Source organism: Pseudomonas sp. B21-009, assembly GCF_024749345.1.
Classification (GTDB): Bacteria; Pseudomonadota; Gammaproteobacteria; order Pseudomonadales; family Pseudomonadaceae; genus Aquipseudomonas.
This window is the reverse complement of record NZ_CP087199.1, coordinates 4,247,600-4,262,242: the sequence shown is the minus strand read 5'-3', so window position 1 is coordinate 4,262,242 and position 14,643 is coordinate 4,247,600. Positions and strand designations below refer to the sequence as shown.

General features: G+C 62.9%; 13 protein-coding genes and 1 pseudogene. 9 read left to right on the top strand and 5 right to left on the bottom strand.

The genetic code is table 11. The features are described from left to right. Positions 1 to 18: 18 nt before the first annotated feature. Together LOY34_RS19610 and LOY34_RS19605 are read left to right on the top strand one after the other, a co-directional pair. On the top strand, positions 19 to 249 hold the full coding sequence (locus LOY34_RS19610) for a DUF1127 domain-containing protein (protein WP_309475818.1): 231 nt from the start codon (positions 19 to 21) through the stop codon (positions 247 to 249). A gap of 58 nt (positions 250 to 307) precedes the next feature. Continuing rightward, positions 308 to 1,549, top strand: a complete 1,242-nt coding sequence (locus tag LOY34_RS19605) for a winged helix-turn-helix domain-containing protein (protein ID WP_195884763.1) — start codon at positions 308 to 310, stop codon at positions 1,547 to 1,549. Here the strand turns inward: LOY34_RS19605 and LOY34_RS19600 are convergent. After that, positions 1,530 to 2,876, bottom strand: a complete 1,347-nt coding sequence (locus LOY34_RS19600) for a class II 3-deoxy-7-phosphoheptulonate synthase (RefSeq protein WP_093380541.1) — start codon at positions 2,874 to 2,876, stop codon at positions 1,530 to 1,532. The two genes, LOY34_RS19605 and LOY34_RS19600, sit on opposite strands and share 20 nt — an antisense overlap. Before the next feature lie 129 nt (positions 2,877 to 3,005). Here LOY34_RS19600 and LOY34_RS19595 point away from each other — a divergent pair, with 129 nt between their 5' ends. Continuing rightward, positions 3,006 to 3,761, top strand: coding sequence for a spermidine synthase (locus tag LOY34_RS19595; RefSeq protein WP_045195222.1), 756 nt, complete (start codon positions 3,006 to 3,008; stop codon positions 3,759 to 3,761). Positions 3,762 to 4,082: 321 nt separating this feature from the next. Continuing rightward, positions 4,083 to 5,778: pseudogene (locus LOY34_RS19590) on the top strand (DEAD/DEAH box helicase). Between the two features lie 104 nt (positions 5,779 to 5,882). On the opposite strand, the gene LOY34_RS19585 reads toward LOY34_RS19590, so the two are convergent. Further along, positions 5,883 to 6,650, bottom strand: coding sequence for a class III extradiol ring-cleavage dioxygenase (locus LOY34_RS19585; RefSeq protein WP_195884762.1), 768 nt, complete (start codon positions 6,648 to 6,650; stop codon positions 5,883 to 5,885). 104 nt (positions 6,651 to 6,754) lie between these two features. Here LOY34_RS19585 and LOY34_RS19580 point away from each other — a divergent pair, with 104 nt between their 5' ends. Beyond that, positions 6,755 to 7,405, top strand: coding sequence for a thiopurine S-methyltransferase (locus LOY34_RS19580; RefSeq protein WP_195884761.1), 651 nt, complete (start codon positions 6,755 to 6,757; stop codon positions 7,403 to 7,405). 47 nt (positions 7,406 to 7,452) lie between these two features. On the opposite strand, the gene htpX is transcribed toward LOY34_RS19580, so the two are convergent. Beyond that, positions 7,453 to 8,340, bottom strand: a complete 888-nt coding sequence (gene htpX / locus LOY34_RS19575) for a protease HtpX (RefSeq protein WP_045195215.1) — start codon at positions 8,338 to 8,340, stop codon at positions 7,453 to 7,455. A gap of 225 nt (positions 8,341 to 8,565) precedes the next feature. After that, the gene (locus LOY34_RS19570) at positions 8,566 to 9,777 is read right to left on the bottom strand and encodes a pyridoxal phosphate-dependent aminotransferase (protein ID WP_123567230.1); all 1,212 of its coding nucleotides are present in this window, start codon (positions 9,775 to 9,777) and stop codon (positions 8,566 to 8,568) included. A gap of 167 nt (positions 9,778 to 9,944) precedes the next feature. Between LOY34_RS19570 and msrB the strand changes: the two genes are divergently transcribed. Both msrB and LOY34_RS19560 read left to right on the top strand, forming a co-directional pair. Beyond that, a complete protein-coding gene (gene msrB, locus LOY34_RS19565; RefSeq protein ID WP_195886036.1) occupies positions 9,945 to 10,337 on the top strand; it encodes a peptide-methionine (R)-S-oxide reductase MsrB in 393 nt (130 codons plus the stop codon). A gap of 15 nt (positions 10,338 to 10,352) precedes the next feature. Continuing rightward, a complete protein-coding gene (locus tag LOY34_RS19560) occupies positions 10,353 to 10,838 on the top strand; it encodes a glutathione peroxidase (RefSeq protein ID WP_045195209.1) in 486 nt (161 codons plus the stop codon). Here LOY34_RS19560 and LOY34_RS19555 read toward each other — a convergent pair. Next, positions 10,831 to 13,191 (bottom strand): response regulator, encoded by a 2,361-nt coding sequence (locus tag LOY34_RS19555; protein ID WP_195884760.1) that lies wholly within the window; start codon positions 13,189 to 13,191, stop codon positions 10,831 to 10,833. The two genes, LOY34_RS19560 and LOY34_RS19555, sit on opposite strands and share 8 nt — an antisense overlap. Positions 13,192 to 13,273: 82 nt before the next feature. Here LOY34_RS19555 and LOY34_RS19550 point away from each other — a divergent pair, with 82 nt between their 5' ends. Both LOY34_RS19550 and LOY34_RS19545 read left to right on the top strand, forming a co-directional pair. Then, positions 13,274 to 14,164 (top strand): ATP-binding protein, encoded by an 891-nt coding sequence (locus tag LOY34_RS19550; protein WP_258663908.1) that lies wholly within the window; start codon positions 13,274 to 13,276, stop codon positions 14,162 to 14,164. Then, positions 14,161 to 14,643: a GAF domain-containing protein gene (locus tag LOY34_RS19545; RefSeq protein WP_195884758.1), complete on the top strand. Its 483-nt coding sequence runs from the start codon at positions 14,161 to 14,163 to the stop codon at positions 14,641 to 14,643. The genes LOY34_RS19550 and LOY34_RS19545 overlap by 4 nt, the downstream gene beginning before the upstream one ends.

Genomic DNA, 14,643 nt, shown 5'->3' with positions numbered 1-14,643 from the left:
CAACAGGAGGGTAAGACGATGAAAGGTCAGAAGTCGCTTGTTCTGCAGTACTCAACGTCCCGGCACAGCTGGTTTTACTACCTCGGCCAAGGCTTCAGTCAGCAACTGATGCGCTGGCGCCAACTGCATCGCGAACGTCGTGAACTGGCGCGCCTGAGTGACGCGGCGCTGGACGATATCGGCTTGAGCCGCGCCGATATCCTGCGCGAGGTGGAGCGCCCGTTCTGGGATGATCCGCTGAAAAAATGAGTCGCATCATGGCGGTGCCACGACTAGTGTAAGTGGGCTTGTTCACAAGGAGCCGGGCATGCCCACCACACAGTCGCTTTCCCTGGCCCAGGCGCGCCGACTGGCGTTGTCGGCTCAAGGCTTCAACAATCGGCAGGCGAGCCCGTCGCTCGGTGCCGCGCAACTGAACCGGATGATCGAACGCCTGGGTGTGGTGCAGATCGATTCGGTCAATGCCCTGGTGCGTTCGCACTACCTTCCGCTGTTTTCCCGCCTCGGCAGTTATCCACAGGCGCTGCTCGATCAGCTGGCCTGGGGGCGCAACCGTCAACGCAAACTCTTCGAATACTGGGGGCATGAGGCCTCGCTGTTGCCGCTGCAGCTGTATCCACTGCTGCGCTGGCGCATGGAGCGTGCGCGCCAGGGGCAGGGGATCTATCAACAGCTGGCGCGTTTTGGCCGCGAGCAGCAAGCGACCATTGCCCGGGTGCTGGCGGCGGTGACCGAGCACGGCGCCCTCGGCGCTGGCAGCCTGTCGACCCGCCAGGAGCGCGCCGGGCCCTGGTGGGACTGGAGCGCGGAGAAGCACGCGCTGGAATGGCTGTTTGCCGCAGGGTTGGTCAATGTCGCCGGCAGGCGCGGGTTCGAGCGCTTGTATGATTTGCCCGAGCGGGTACTGCCGGCTGCATTGCTTGAGCAACCACCACTGCCGGAGGCCGACGCTCAGCGTGGGCTTTTATTGCATGCCGCACAGGCGCTGGGCGTGGCCACCGAGAAGGACCTGCGCGACTACTTTCGCCTGGCCCCCGGCGACAGCCGCGCACGCCTGGCCGAACTGGTCGAGGAGGGGCAATTGCAAGCCTGTGCGGTACAGGGCTGGACGCAAGCGGCGTATTGCCTGGAGGCGCCAAAGGTGCCGCGCAAAGTGAGCAGCAGCGCCTTGCTTTCACCCTTTGACTCGCTGGTCTGGGCGCGTGAGCGCACCGAGCGGCTGTTTGACTTTCGTTACCGCCTGGAGATCTACACGCCGGCGCCCAAGCGCGTGTACGGCTATTACGTGTTGCCGTTTTTGCACAACGAACGCATTGCCGCGCGGGTCGACCTGCGCGCCGAGCGTGCCAATGACTGCCTGGCAATCCACGCGGTGCACGAAGAGCAGCCGGGGCTGGATGACGCGGGCATGCAGGCTCTGGCCGACAACCTGCAGCGCATGGCCCGCTGGCTGGGCCTGGCCGAGGTGCAGTTGCACTGCCCGCGCGCCAGCGCCGCACGCTTGCGCGTGGCGCTGGCCGCTGGCCGCGTTAGCGACGCACCTGCTTGAGGGTTTCGGCGATCAGGAACGCCAGCTCCAGCGACTGATCGGCATTCATTCGCGGGTCGCAATGGGTGTGGTAGCGGTCGCAGAGGGCGTCTTCGGTGATGGGGCGTGCGCCGCCAATGCATTCGGTGACGTTCTGCCCGGTCATCTCGATATGGATACCACCGGCATGGCTGCCTTCGGCCTGGTGCACCTGGAAGAACTGCTTGACCTCGCTGAGGATCTGGGCGAAATCGCGGGTCTTGTAGCCGCTGCTGGCCTTGATGGTGTTGCCGTGCATCGGGTCGGAACTCCACAGCACCTGGCGGCCTTCGCGCTCGACGCTGCGAATCAGCGCCGGCAGGTGTTCGCCGACCTTGTCGGCGCCCATGCGCACGATCAGGTTGAGGCGGCCGGGGTCGTTGCTGGGGTTGAGCACGTCGATCAGGCGGATCAGCTCTTCGGTGTTCATGCTTGGCCCGACCTTGACCCCGATCGGGTTGTTCACCCCGCGCAGGAACTCGACGTGGGCGCCATCGAGCTGACGGGTGCGATCGCCGATCCAGAGCATGTGCGCCGAGCAGTCATAGTAGTCGTTGGTCAGGCTGTCGCGGCGTACAAAGGCCTCTTCGTAGTTCAGCAGCAGCGCTTCGTGGGCGGTGAAGAAGCTGGTTTCCCGCAGCTGTGGCGAGCTGTCCAGGCCGCAGGCGCGCATGAATGCCAGGGTTTCGTCGATGCGGTCGGCCAGCTGGCTGTATTTTTCTGCCAGCGCCGAGTTGGCGATGAAGTCCAGGTTCCACTTGTGCACCTGATGCAGGTCGGCGAAGCCGCCCTGGGCAAAGGCGCGCAACAGGTTGAGGCTGGCGGTGGACTGGTGGTAGGCCTGCAGCAGGCGCTCCGGATCGGGGATCCGGCTTTCTTCGTCGAAACCGATGCCGTTGACGATGTCGCCACGGTAGGCCGGCAGGGTGACGCCGCCAATGGTCTCGTCGCCCGCCGAGCGCGGCTTGGCGAATTGCCCGGCCATGCGCCCGATCTTGACCACCGGGCAGCCGGCGGCGAAGGTCATGACAATGGCCATTTGCAACAGGACCTTGAAGGTGTCGCGAATCTTGGCTGCGGAAAACTCGGCGAAGCTTTCGGCGCAATCACCGCCCTGGAGCAGGAAGGCCCGGCCCTGGGTGACTTCGGCAAACTGGCGGCGCAGCTCCCGCGCTTCACCGGCGAACACCAGCGGCGGATAGCTGGCCAGGGTCTGCTCGACCTTGAGCAGATGGGCAGCATCGGGGTAGCTTGGTTGCTGCTGGATCGGCAGGGCGCGCCAGCTGTCAGGACTCCAGGGGTGGTTCATTGCGGGCTCGATCTGTTCGGAAAGGGGCTGTCTGCCATGTTAACAGGTGGCGCATGCCTTGTTGCACTGGCGCTATTGACAGACAATGGCGGTTTTTGCGCGATACGGCGGCGTCTGCCGGGAGACAGCATGACAGTGGAACGGGTAGAGCGACTGCTGGCCCAGGTGCAGGACCAGTACGGCACCATCAGCGTGCTGGAAGTCGACGACTATCGCTTTCTCGAATTTGGCGAGGCGATCGAGCAGAGTTGCGTGTTCACCGCCGACCCGAGCTGGCTGGAGTACGACTACACCCGTGCCATGCTGATCGGCGCGCTGGCTCACGCCGAGCCCGAGAGCGCGTTGTTCCTGGGGCTCGGTGCCGGCACCCTGACCCAGGCCTGCCTGAAGTTCCTGCCGCTGGAAGACGTCGAAGCCATCGAGTTGCGCCCGGATGTACCGCGCCTGGCCATCGAGTACATGGGCCTGGATGACGACCCGCGCCTGTACATTCGTATCGGCGATGCCATGGAGCTGCTGGAGACGGCCGAATCCGCCGACCTGATATTCGTCGACCTCTACACCGACCACGGCCCGGGGGTCGCGCACCTGGCCTGGAGTTTTCTGGAAAACTGCCAGAAACGCCTGAACCCTGGTGGCTGGCTGGTGATCAACCAGTGGGCCAGCGACGACGGCAAGCCGTTGGGTGCGGCGCTGCTGCGCGGCCTTTATCATCGGCATTACTGGGAATTGCCGGTCAAGGAGGGCAATGTGATCCTCATGGTCCCGGCTGACCTCGACCAGCAGCTCGATCTGCCGGGCCTGACCGCGCGGGCCGAGGCGCTGGCACCGCAACTGGGCTACTCGTTGCAACCGCTGATCGGTGCGATTCGCCCGGCGTCCTGAGGCGCGTCACTGTGTCACTGGCGGAAAATCGATTCAGCCGCCAGTGTCGTCCACTTTCCGGGCCCGCCGTTACGTGGCCTGGCGCTGGCGTGTTTCATGAAAAAAATCTCCCGTGAATGGCGAATTCAGGTATAGTACGCGCCGGTCTTTCACCGGACCTCGTTTAAGGTGTGCAATTCCCCGAAGCCAGCTTCGGCTGCGCGTCCGCACTGCGGACTCTCCTTGACGTTCCTTTTTTTCTTCAATCGTTTTCGCAAATCCCCGCCGACAAAGCTGCCAGGGTGACCTTCGGGTCTTACAAGGCATGTGCAGCTTTGGAGCATGGGTCTTTGCGGATGCACTTAGAGGCAGACCCATGACCCAGGAAACCGGCGGCTTCGCCGCTCTCGAACTTCATCCGAGCATTGTTGCTGCAGTGCTGGCTACCGGCTACGAAGAGCCGTCCGCCATTCAGCAGCAATCGATCCCGATTATTCTCGCTGGTCACGACATGATCGGTCAGGCGCAGACCGGCACCGGTAAAACCGCTGCCTTCGCTCTGCCAATCCTGCACCGCATCGACCCGAGCAAGCGCGAGCCGCAAGCCCTGATCCTGGCGCCAACCCGTGAGTTGGCGCTGCAAGTAGCCACCGCTTTTGAAACCTACGCCAAGCAAATGCCGGGCGTAACCGTGGTGGCCGTATACGGTGGTGCCCCGATGGGCCCACAACTGAAAGCTATCCGTAACGGCGCGCAAATCGTCGTTGCTACCCCGGGCCGTCTCTGCGACCACCTGCGTCGCGACGAGAAAGTCCTGGCAACCGTCAACCACCTGGTGCTCGACGAAGCCGACGAAATGCTCAAGCTGGGCTTCATGGATGACCTCGAAGTGATCTTCAAGGCCATGCCGGAAAGCCGTCAGACCGTACTGTTCTCGGCCACCCTGCCTGCATCCATCCGTGCCATCGCCGAGCGCCACCTGCGCGAGCCGAAGCACGTCAAGATCCAGAGCAAGACCCAGACCGTAACCGCTATCGAACAAGCCCACCTGATGGTCCACGCCGACCAGAAGGTTTCTGCTGTCCTGCGTTTGCTGGAAGTGGAAGAGTTCGACGCGCTGATCGCCTTCGTGCGTACCAAGCAAGCCACCCTGGACCTGGCCAGCGCCCTCGAAGCCAAAGGCTACAAAGCCGCTGCGCTGAACGGTGACATTGCCCAGAACCAGCGTGAGCGCGTCATCGACTCGCTCAAAGATGGCCGCCTGGACATCGTCGTCGCTACCGACGTCGCTGCCCGTGGTCTGGACGTACCGCGCATCACTCACGTGTTCAACGTCGACATGCCGTACGACCCGGAGTCCTACGTTCACCGTATCGGCCGTACCGGCCGTGCCGGTCGCGAAGGCCGTGCGCTGCTGCTGGTTACCCCGCGCGAGCGTCGCATGCTGCAGGTGATCGAGCGTGTTACCGGTCAGAAGGTTGCTGAAGTTCGCCTGCCGAACGCCCAGGCCGTTCTCGATGCGCGCATCAAGAAGCTGACCAACAGCCTGGCGCCGCTGGTTGCTGACGCTGAGTCGACCCACGGTGATCTGCTTGATCGCCTGACCGCCGACATCGGTTGCAGCCCGCGTGCCCTGGCCGCTGCCCTGCTGCGCAAGGCTACCAACGGTCAGGCCCTGACCCTGGAAGCGGTCGAGAAAGAGCAGCCGCTGGTTCCGACCTACACCCCGCGTGAGCGCACTGGCGATCGTCCAGAGCGTGGCGAGCGTGAGCGTCGTGCACCCATGCCGCTGGGCGAAGGTCGTGCGCGTTGCCGTACCGCGCTGGGCGCGCGTGACGGTATCGCCGCCAAGAACCTGCTGGGCGCGATCCTCAACGAAGGCGGCCTGGCCCGCGAAGCGATCGGCCGCATCCAGGTGCGCGACAGCTTCAGCCTGGTCGAGCTGCCGGAGGAAGGTCTGGAGCGTCTGCTGACCAAGCTCAAGGACACTCGTGTTGCCGGCAAGCAGCTGAAGCTGCGCCGCTACCGCGAAGACTGATCCGCGAGCGATAAAAAAATCCCCGACTGGTTCGGGGATTTTTTTTGCCTGTACGAGGTGATGTGTTGGCTTGACCCGCGATCGGCCGCAATCCAGCGACAGGATCAATCGAACCGGTAAATATCCATCCCCAGCGCCCCCAGCGTAAACCCCTGATGGGCAATCCCGAATCGCCCGCCCGCACCCCGGGCGAAATACAGCGGCAACAGGTGCTCATCACTGGGATGATTGCGCACGGCAAACGGCGCCTGCTGGCGGTAGTCGTGCAAGGCGGGGGTGTCATCGGCTACCAGCTTGTCGATTATCCAGTCGCGAAACGCCAGGGCCCAGGGCTCGACGCTTTCGGGTCCAGCCTGCCAGTCGAGCTCGCGCAGGTTGTGGGTAATGCTCCCCGAGCCAATCAGCAGGATGTTGTCCGCGCGCAATTGCGCCAGCGCCTTGCCCACCTGCTCCTGCAACTGCGGGCCCATCTGACTTGGTAGAGACACCTGTACTACGGGGATGTCGGCTGCCGGGTACATCAACGACAGCGGCACCCACACGCCATGATCAAACGGGCGCTTGGGGTCGAGGCGCGCGGCTAGCCCGGCATCGCCCAACAGGCCTATCAAGCGCTCGGCCAGTGCCGGCTCGCCAGGAGCGGGGTACTGAACGGCATACAGGGCGGCAGGAAAGCCACCGAAGTCATGCCAGGTTTCTGGTTGCGGGTGGCTGCTGACCCACAGCTCGCGGCTCTCCCAGTGCGCCGAGACCACCACGATGGCTTTGGGTCGCGGTAGCTCTGCGGCCAGGCGCGTCAGGGCCGGGCCGCTGGCACCGGGCTCGAGGGCGAGCATGGGCGAGCCGTGAGAAATAAACAGGCTGGGCAGCATGGAAAGGGTCCTGGCGGTTAAGATGGGCCCATCTTCCAGCAGATCATTGATCTGATTCCAATATAAGTTTTCGCATAATCTGATCGAATAATTCGAGGTATGCCATGCAGGCAGAGTTCTGGCACAAGCGTTGGGCAGATAACCAGATCGGCTTTCACCAGCGCCAGGTCAACGGCGACCTGCAACAGTACTGGCCCAGCCTGGGCCTGGCGCCCGGCAGCCAGGTGCTGGTGCCGTTGTGTGGCAAAAGCCTCGACCTGGCCTGGCTGGCCGGGCAGGGCCATCAGGTGCTCGGCATCGAGCTGTCCCAGCGGGCGGTGGAGGATTTCTTCAACGAACAGCGGTTGACGCCCGAAGTCGGCCAGCGGGGCGCGTTCAAGACCTATCGCAGTGGCAACCTGCAGCTGTGGTGTGGTGATTTCTTCGCCCTGAGCGCCGAGGATATCGCCGACTGCACCGCGCTGTATGACCGGGCCGCAGTGATTGCCTTGCCGCCTGCGTTGCGCCAGCGCTATGCCGCGCTGCTCAGTGGCTATCTGGGGTCCGGGTGTCGGGGGCTGTTGATCACCATGGATTACGACCAGGCCCTGCTGCCGGGCCCGCCCTTTGCCGTGGTTGATGCCCAGGTGCGGCAACTGTTCGCTGACTGGCAGCCGCATGAGCTTGAGGCGCGGGATATTCTCGCCGAGAGCCCGAAGTTCGTTCAGGCCGGGGTGCCGATGCTATTTGAGCGGGTGTACCGCCTGCAGCGCTGAAATGCAAAAGGGCGACCGAAGTCGCCCTTTTTTATTGCTGCTACCGATCAGCCGCGACGGCGCAGGGCTTCGATGCGCTCTTCCAGCGGCGGGTGGCTCATCAGCAGGCCGGCCAGGCCCTGCTTGAGGCCGCCGTTGATGCCGAAGGCGTTGAGGGTGTCGGGCATGTGCACCGGCACACCTTGTTCCGAGCGCAGGCGCTGCAGGGCGCCGATCATCGCGTTGGTGCCGGCCAGGCGGGCGCCGGCTTCGTCGGCGCGGAACTCGCGTTTGCGCGAGAACCACATGACGATGATGCTGGCCAGGATGCCCAGTACCAGTTCGGCGACGATGGTCGCGATGTAGTAGGCGATACCCTGGCCTTCTTCGTTCTTGAAGATCACCTTGTCGACGAAGTTGCCGATGATGCGGGCAAAGAACATCACGAAGGTGTTGACCACGCCTTGCACCAGGGCAAGGGTGACCATGTCGCCGTTGGCCACGTGGCCGATCTCGTGAGCCAGTACGGCGCGCACTTCATCGGGCGAGAAGCGCTCGAGCAGGCCCTGGCTGACCGCTACCAAGGCGTCGTTGCGGTTCCAGCCGGTGGCGAAGGCGTTGGCCTCGTAGGCCGGAAAGATACCCACTTCGGGCATCTTGATGCCGGCTTCGCGGGACAGTTCCTCGACGGTCTGCAGCAGCCATTGTTCGTGGCGGGTGCGCGGTTGGCTGATGATCTGGGTGCCAGTGCTCATCTTCGCCATCCATTTGGAGATGAACAGCGAGATCAGCGAGCCGGCAAAACCGAACACCGCGCAGAAAATCAGCAGCTGGTCGAGTTTGAGGTCAACCCCGTTGGCCGCCATGAACCCGTTGAAGCCAAACAGGCTCAGGGTAATGCTGGCAATCAGCACAACCGCGAGGTTGGTGGCCACAAACAGTAAGATGCGCATCATGGTTGTTACGTTCTCCTGACGGATAAAAGTGTCACGTATGCGGGGTATATAAGGTGCGCGCTGCAGTGATTCAACCGGGCGACTATTTCAAACTGTGTACTTGCCTTTATTACAGACGAATTCCAGCAACCCGCACGCCAGAGCGGCGGGTGATGTAAGGGCTGAATGCTGGGTCTGAAAGGTCTGCGCCGAGGGCGGCGCAGACGTTTCCATATGCGCAGTAGGTTACTGCTGATATGTCTTCAGGAAGTTTCCGATCCGGCCAATGGCCTGCTCGAGGTCGTCTACCCGTGGCAGGGTCACGACGCGGAAGTGATCCGGCCACGGCCAGTTGAAGGCAGTGCCCTGGACGATCAGCAGCTTTTCCGACAGCAGCAGGTCGAGGACGAACTTCTCGTCGTTGTGGATCGGGCAGACTTTCGGGTCGATGCGCGGGAACGCATACAGCGCGCCCATCGGCTTGACGCAGCTGACCCCGGGGATGCTGTTGAGCAGCTCCCAGGTACGGTTGCGCTGCTCGAGCAGGCGGCCTTGTGGCAGTACCAGGTCGTTGATGCTCTGGTAGCCGCCCAGGGCGGTCTGGATCGCGTGCTGGCTCGGCACGTTGGCACACAGGCGCATGTTGGCCAGCATGTCGATGCCTTCGATGTAGCTCATGGCGTGATGCTTGGGTCCGGAGATGGCCAGCCAGCCGGAGCGGAAGCCCGCCACCCGGTAGGACTTGGACAGGCCGTTGAAGGTCAGGCAAAGCAGGTCCGGGGCCAGCGAGGCAGTGCTGATGTGCACGGCTTCGTCATAGAGGATCTTGTCGTAGATCTCGTCGGAGAACACCACCAGGTTGTGCTGGCGGGCCAGCTCGAGCATGCCCAGCAGCAACTCGCGCGAGTACACCGCGCCGGTCGGGTTGTTCGGGTTGATGATCACCAGCGCCTTGGTGTTGGAGGTGATCTTGGCCTTGATGTCGTCCAGGTCTGGGAACCAGTCGGCCTGCTCGTCGCACAGGTAGTGCACCGGGTTACCGCCAGCCAGGCTCACTGCGGCGGTCCACAGCGGGTAGTCCGGGGCCGGAATCAGCACTTCGTCGCCATTGTTGAGCAGCGCCTGCATCGACATCACGATCAGCTCGGAGACGCCGTTGCCCAGGTAGATGTCTTCGATACCGACACCTTCTACCTGTTTTTGCTGGTAGTACTGCATCACCGCCTTGCGTGCGCTGAACAGGCCCTTGGAGTCGCTGTAGCCCTGGGCGGTCGGCAGGTTGCGGATCACATCCTGGAGGATCTCGTCCGGCGCCTCGAAACCAAAGGGCGCCGGGTTGCCGATGTTCAGCTTGAGGATGCGATGGCCTTCCTCTTCCAGGCGTTTGGCGTGCTTGAGCACCGGGCCGCGAATGTCATAGCAGACATTGGCGAGCTTGTTCGATTTGCTGACCTGCATGATGTGATCCCGATTAGAAAAGATCGCCGCGCATTGCGCTGTGAAAACGTTTGAAATGCGTATGACGCGGGTGCCAGACTGATGTCTGATGAGGCGCAATAATATACGTGCCGCCCGCCCTGTGGAAAAGCCATGGCGCGGGGTTTTTGGACAGATGAGGCCTGATGATGGAAAAACTCGCGAAAACCCTTGAAGAATGGCGCGCCATGCTCGACCCCGAGCAGTACAACGTGTGCCGCCTGAAGGGCACCGAGCGGCCGTTCAGCGGCAAATACAACGCCACCAAGACCGACGGCGTCTACCATTGCATCTGCTGCAACGAGCCGCTGTTCGATTCGAGCAGCAAATTTGATTCCGGGTGCGGCTGGCCTAGCTTCTATGAGCCGATTGCCGACAGCGCGATGATCGAGATTCGCGATACCTCCCACGGCATGATTCGTACCGAAGTCACCTGCGCCAAGTGCGACGCCCACCTGGGCCACGTATTTCCCGACGGTCCGCCGCCGACCGGGCTACGCTACTGCATCAACTCGGTCTGCCTGGACCTGGTGCCACGCTGACAAAGGAGCAAGGTCATGGCCGACGCAATGCTGAAGATTCCCTGCATTACCCTGACCGGTGAGCAAAAAGCCCTGGCCGATTACCCGGCCAAGGCAGTGCTGGTGGTCAACACCGCCAGCCAGTGCGGATTTACCCCGCAATACAAGGGCCTGGAGCAGCTCTGGCAACGTTACCGCGAGCAGGGGCTGGTGGTGCTGGGCTTTCCCTGCAACCAGTTCGGCAAGCAGGAGCCGGGCGATGCGAGCGAGATTGCGCAGTTCTGCGAGCTCAAGTTTGGGGTCAGCTTCCCGTTGTTTCGCAAAATCGAAGTCAACGGCGCCGGAGCCCATCCGCTGTTTATCGAGCTGAAAAAGCGCGCCCCGGGGCTGTTCGGCTCCGAAGGCATCAAGTGGAACTTCACCAAGTTCCTGCTCGATCCGGCCACCGGCAAGGTCACCCGCTATGCTCCGAGCACCAAGCCGGACGCCTTGGCCGGTTCGATCGAGAAACTGCTCAGGTAGCCGTCAACGGCACCCAGTGATCGATCAGCGCCAGCAATTCCTCGCGGCGAAACGGCTTGGCCAGGTAGTCGCTCATCCCCGCGGCCCGGCAGCGCTCGCGCTCTTCGGGCATGGCGTTGGCGGTCAGGGCGACGATCGGCAGGTCTGGCCAGCGCCCGCTCTGGCGGATCCGCCGACTGGCTTCATAGCCGTCCATCACCGGCATGTTGCAGTCCATCAGCACCAGGTCGAAGGGTGACTGCTCCAGCTGTTCGAGGGCGTCGGCGCCATGGGCGGCGACGCTGACCTCACAGCCGAGCTTGGCCAGCATACCCTTGGCCACCAACTGGTTCACCGGGTTGTCCTCGACCAGCAGGATGCGTGCACGGCGTTCGCTGTGCGAGGCGCCGCCAAGTGGTGACTGGTTGATGTGGTCGGCGCCGTGCAGGGTGCGCCGCAGTGTCTGATACAGGGCGTTGCGGGCCAGCGGTCGGGCCTGCTGCTGCAAGGGCGCCAGGTGCGCGGCCTGTTCGCCGGGCAGGAAATTGCCATAGGCGGTAACCAGCAGGATTGGCGCACTGATCTGCGGACGCAAACTGAACAGGCAATCCAGGTCGTCGGTGATCAGCAGGTCCGGGGTCGCGTCCTTGAGTTGCTCTGGCGTGTCGTAGCGCTGGTAGTCCAGGCCCCAGCCGGGCAGCAGTGTCTGCAGCAGTTCGGCCAGGCCGCTGCTGGCATTGCTGATGGCCGCAACGCTGCCATGCAAAGGTTGCGCGGGCACCGCCGCGGTATGGCTGGGCAATGGCAGCTCGGCGCTGAACTGGCTGCCAAAGCCGGCTTCAGAACTGATGCTCAGGCGCCCTTGCATGGCTTCGCAGAGGTTATTGGTCAGCGCCAGGCCCAGGCCGGTACCGCCGTATTGGCGGGTGATACCGGCGCCGGCCTGGGTGAAGGGCTGAAAGATCCGTACCTGGGCTTCGCTGGGGATGCCGATGCCGGTGTCGCAGACATCCAGGCGAACGCCGCCGGCGTAGCTGCAAAGGCGTACATCGACACGACCAAAGCGAGTGAACTTCAAGGCGTTGGACAGCAGGTTGCTGACAATCTGCCGTACCCGTGTCGGGTCGCCAAGCACCATCGAGGGAAACTGCGGGTCGATCAGGCAGGTCAGCTCGACACTGGGCGCGGCGTTCTGCGACAGCAGGTTGGCGGTGTCTTCGACCAGCGCGCCGAGGTCGAAGGGAATGCGTTCAAGCTCCAGTTGCCCGGCATCGAACTTGGACAGGTCGAGAATATCGTTGAGCAGCTCGACCAGAACCTTGCCCGAGTCGTGGGCAATCGACAGCTGCTGGCGCTGCTCGGCATTGAGCGGGCTGTCCAGTGACAGCGCGATCATCCCCAGCAGGCCATTGAGCGGGGTGCGAATCTCGTGGCTCATGTTGGCCAGAAAGGCCGCGCGTGCCTGGGCCATGTCCAGGGCGCGGCGCCGGGCGTCTTCGAGTTCTTCGTTGGACTGGCTGAGGCGAGTGTTGCTGGCCTTGAGCTCGTTGGTGCGCGCCGAGACGATGTTCTCCAGCTCGTTGAGGTAGTCGGTCAGGCGGTTTTCGGCGTTGCGCCGCTGCTGGATCTCGGTGGCCATGCTGACGAACTGCTGGTTGGCGACCTTGACCAGCACGCCGATTTCGTCCTGCTCGTGGCCGGGTGGAAACGCCAGTTTGGACTGCGCCGGGTTGCGCGAATCACTGTTGCTCAGGGCGCTGATCACCCGCACCAGCGGCTGGGTCAGCATGATGTAGAACAGGCCGAGAAGAATCCCGGTCAGGACCAGGCTGCGCACAAAGCCATTGAGCAGGGTGACTTCGGCGCGCTTGAGAAAGCGGCTGCCAAAGGCAAAGGTATCGACGTCCAGGTACAGGGTGCCGAGGTATTCGTCGGGCATATGGCTGAGAAACAGCTGGTCGCGAAACTGGCGCGATTCGCCGAAGAGGAAATCGCTGATCAGCCGGTAGCTGCTTTCCTGGCGTGGGCGCTGAACATCGGCGAGGACGGTGTCGTTGTTGTCGATCAGCCAGGCGCGGGTGATCGCCGGCGATTGCAGCAGGCCGCGGGTCAGTTCCTGGGCCAGTTCGGCATCGATGTTATAGGCGATGCGCGAAGCCGGGTTATGGCTGATTTGCAGCAGCGCCTGCATCTCGCGGTTGATGGAGGCGTCTTCACTGGCATAATCGATACCGATCTGGATGAGACTGAGCAATGTACCCAGGATGAAGCCGACCAGGACCGTCAGCCGGGCTTGCTTGTAGGACAGGCGATTGGTGAACTTGATATCCATGAGTCCCGAGCCAGTTTCACGTTCCGTGCGCTGCGCAAGCATAGCCGATCAGTCCCGGCTGCTGGCACGCCCTGTCACACATTCAGCTGTGCTTTTGTCCTTGCATCTGTCTTGAGGAATTCTTGTGGACTCACGTTTGAATGCTTTTCTGGAGCGCGCCGAAACCGTACTTGCGCGCCTTGAGCCCCTGTTGCCGGCGCCACGCCCGAGCATCGACTGGTCGCAATGCCTGGCTGCGCGCTGGCAGCGCGATGGCCGTAGCGGCTACCTGCTGCCGCTGCAGGTCAGCCTCGACATGCGCCTGTCCGACCTGATCGGCGTCGATCAGCAGCGCGAGCAACTGGGGCGCAACACCCGCCAGTTTCTCGATGGCATGCCGGCCAACCACGCATTGCTGTGGGGCTCGCGCGGTACCGGCAAGTCGTCGCTGGTGCGCGCACTGCTGGCCGAGCATGCCGAAGCCGGCCTGCGCCTGATCGAAATCGAGCGCGATCACCTGGCCGACCTGCCGCGGGTGGTCGAGCAACTGCAGAAACTGCCGCAACGCTTCGTGTTGTTTTGCGATGACCTCTCGTTCGAAGCCGGGGAGGGCGACTACCGGGTGCTCAAGAGCGTACTCGATGGCTCGCTCGAACAGGCGCCGGATAACGTGCTGCTGTATGCCACCTCCAATCGCCGCCACCTGGTGCCGGAAAAACAGAGCGACAACGAAAACTGGAAGATGGTCGACGGCGAGCTGCATCCCAACGAAGCGGTGGAGGACAAAATTGCCCTGTCTGACCGCTTCGGCCTGTGGCTGTCGTTCTACCCCTTCAACCAGGAGCATTTCCTCAACGTGGTCGAGCACTGGATCACCCAGCTGGCGCAGAGCGCTGGCCTGGCCTGGCGCCGCGACGAGGAACTGGACATTCTCGCCGTGCGCTGGGCAACCGGTCGCGGCAACCGTAACGGCCGTTGTGCCTACCAGTTCGCCCGTTACTGGGTGGGACTGAAACTGTTGGAGCAACAATCATGATCGACCTCAACGCTACCGGCGCCGGCCTCGAAGGCTACGGTCTGCTGGCGGCACAACTGGAAGCCCTGCTGGCCGATGAGCGTGACTTCATCGCCAACGCCGCGCAGTTTTCGGCGTTTCTCTACAGTCAGGTCGAAGACCTGAACTGGGCCGGCTTCTACCTCAACCGCAATGAGCAACTGGTGCTGGGGCCGTTCCAGGGGCAGGTGGCCTGCGTGCGTATCCCGTTCGGGCGTGGTGTGTGCGGCGCGGCTGCGGCCAGCCGGGAAACCCAGCGGGTGGAAGATGTGCACGCGTTTGCCGGGCACATTGCCTGCGACAGTGCATCGAACAGCGAGCTGGTGATTCCGCTGGTAAAGGATGGCCGGTTGATTGGCGTGCTGGACCTCGACAGCCCCAAGCTTGCACGTTTCAGTGAAGTGGATCAGGCGGGGCTGGAGCGTTTGGCGGGGATTTTCCTGCGACTGACCGATTGCTGA

What these genes read in the sequence shown, in the direction of transcription:
- LOY34_RS19610 (WP_309475818.1), top strand. Translation starts at nt 19, where the DNA reads ATGAAAGGTCAGAAGTCGCTTGTTCTGCAGTACTCAACGTCCCGGCAC.
- LOY34_RS19605 (WP_195884763.1), top strand. Translation starts at nt 308, where the DNA reads ATGCCCACCACACAGTCGCTTTCCCTGGCCCAGGCGCGCCGACTGGCG.
- LOY34_RS19600 (WP_093380541.1), bottom strand. Translation starts at nt 2,876, where the DNA reads ATGAACCACCCCTGGAGTCCTGACAGCTGGCGCGCCCTGCCGATCCAG.
- LOY34_RS19595 (WP_045195222.1), top strand. Translation starts at nt 3,006, where the DNA reads ATGACAGTGGAACGGGTAGAGCGACTGCTGGCCCAGGTGCAGGACCAG.
- LOY34_RS19585 (WP_195884762.1), bottom strand. Translation starts at nt 6,650, where the DNA reads ATGCTGCCCAGCCTGTTTATTTCTCACGGCTCGCCCATGCTCGCCCTC.
- LOY34_RS19580 (WP_195884761.1), top strand. Translation starts at nt 6,755, where the DNA reads ATGCAGGCAGAGTTCTGGCACAAGCGTTGGGCAGATAACCAGATCGGC.
- htpX (WP_045195215.1), bottom strand. Translation starts at nt 8,340, where the DNA reads ATGATGCGCATCTTACTGTTTGTGGCCACCAACCTCGCGGTTGTGCTG.
- LOY34_RS19570 (WP_123567230.1), bottom strand. Translation starts at nt 9,777, where the DNA reads ATGCAGGTCAGCAAATCGAACAAGCTCGCCAATGTCTGCTATGACATT.
- msrB (WP_195886036.1), top strand. Translation starts at nt 9,945, where the DNA reads ATGGAAAAACTCGCGAAAACCCTTGAAGAATGGCGCGCCATGCTCGAC.
- LOY34_RS19560 (WP_045195209.1), top strand. Translation starts at nt 10,353, where the DNA reads ATGGCCGACGCAATGCTGAAGATTCCCTGCATTACCCTGACCGGTGAG.
- LOY34_RS19555 (WP_195884760.1), bottom strand. Translation starts at nt 13,191, where the DNA reads ATGCTTGCGCAGCGCACGGAACGTGAAACTGGCTCGGGACTCATGGAT.
- LOY34_RS19545 (WP_195884758.1), top strand. Translation starts at nt 14,161, where the DNA reads ATGATCGACCTCAACGCTACCGGCGCCGGCCTCGAAGGCTACGGTCTG.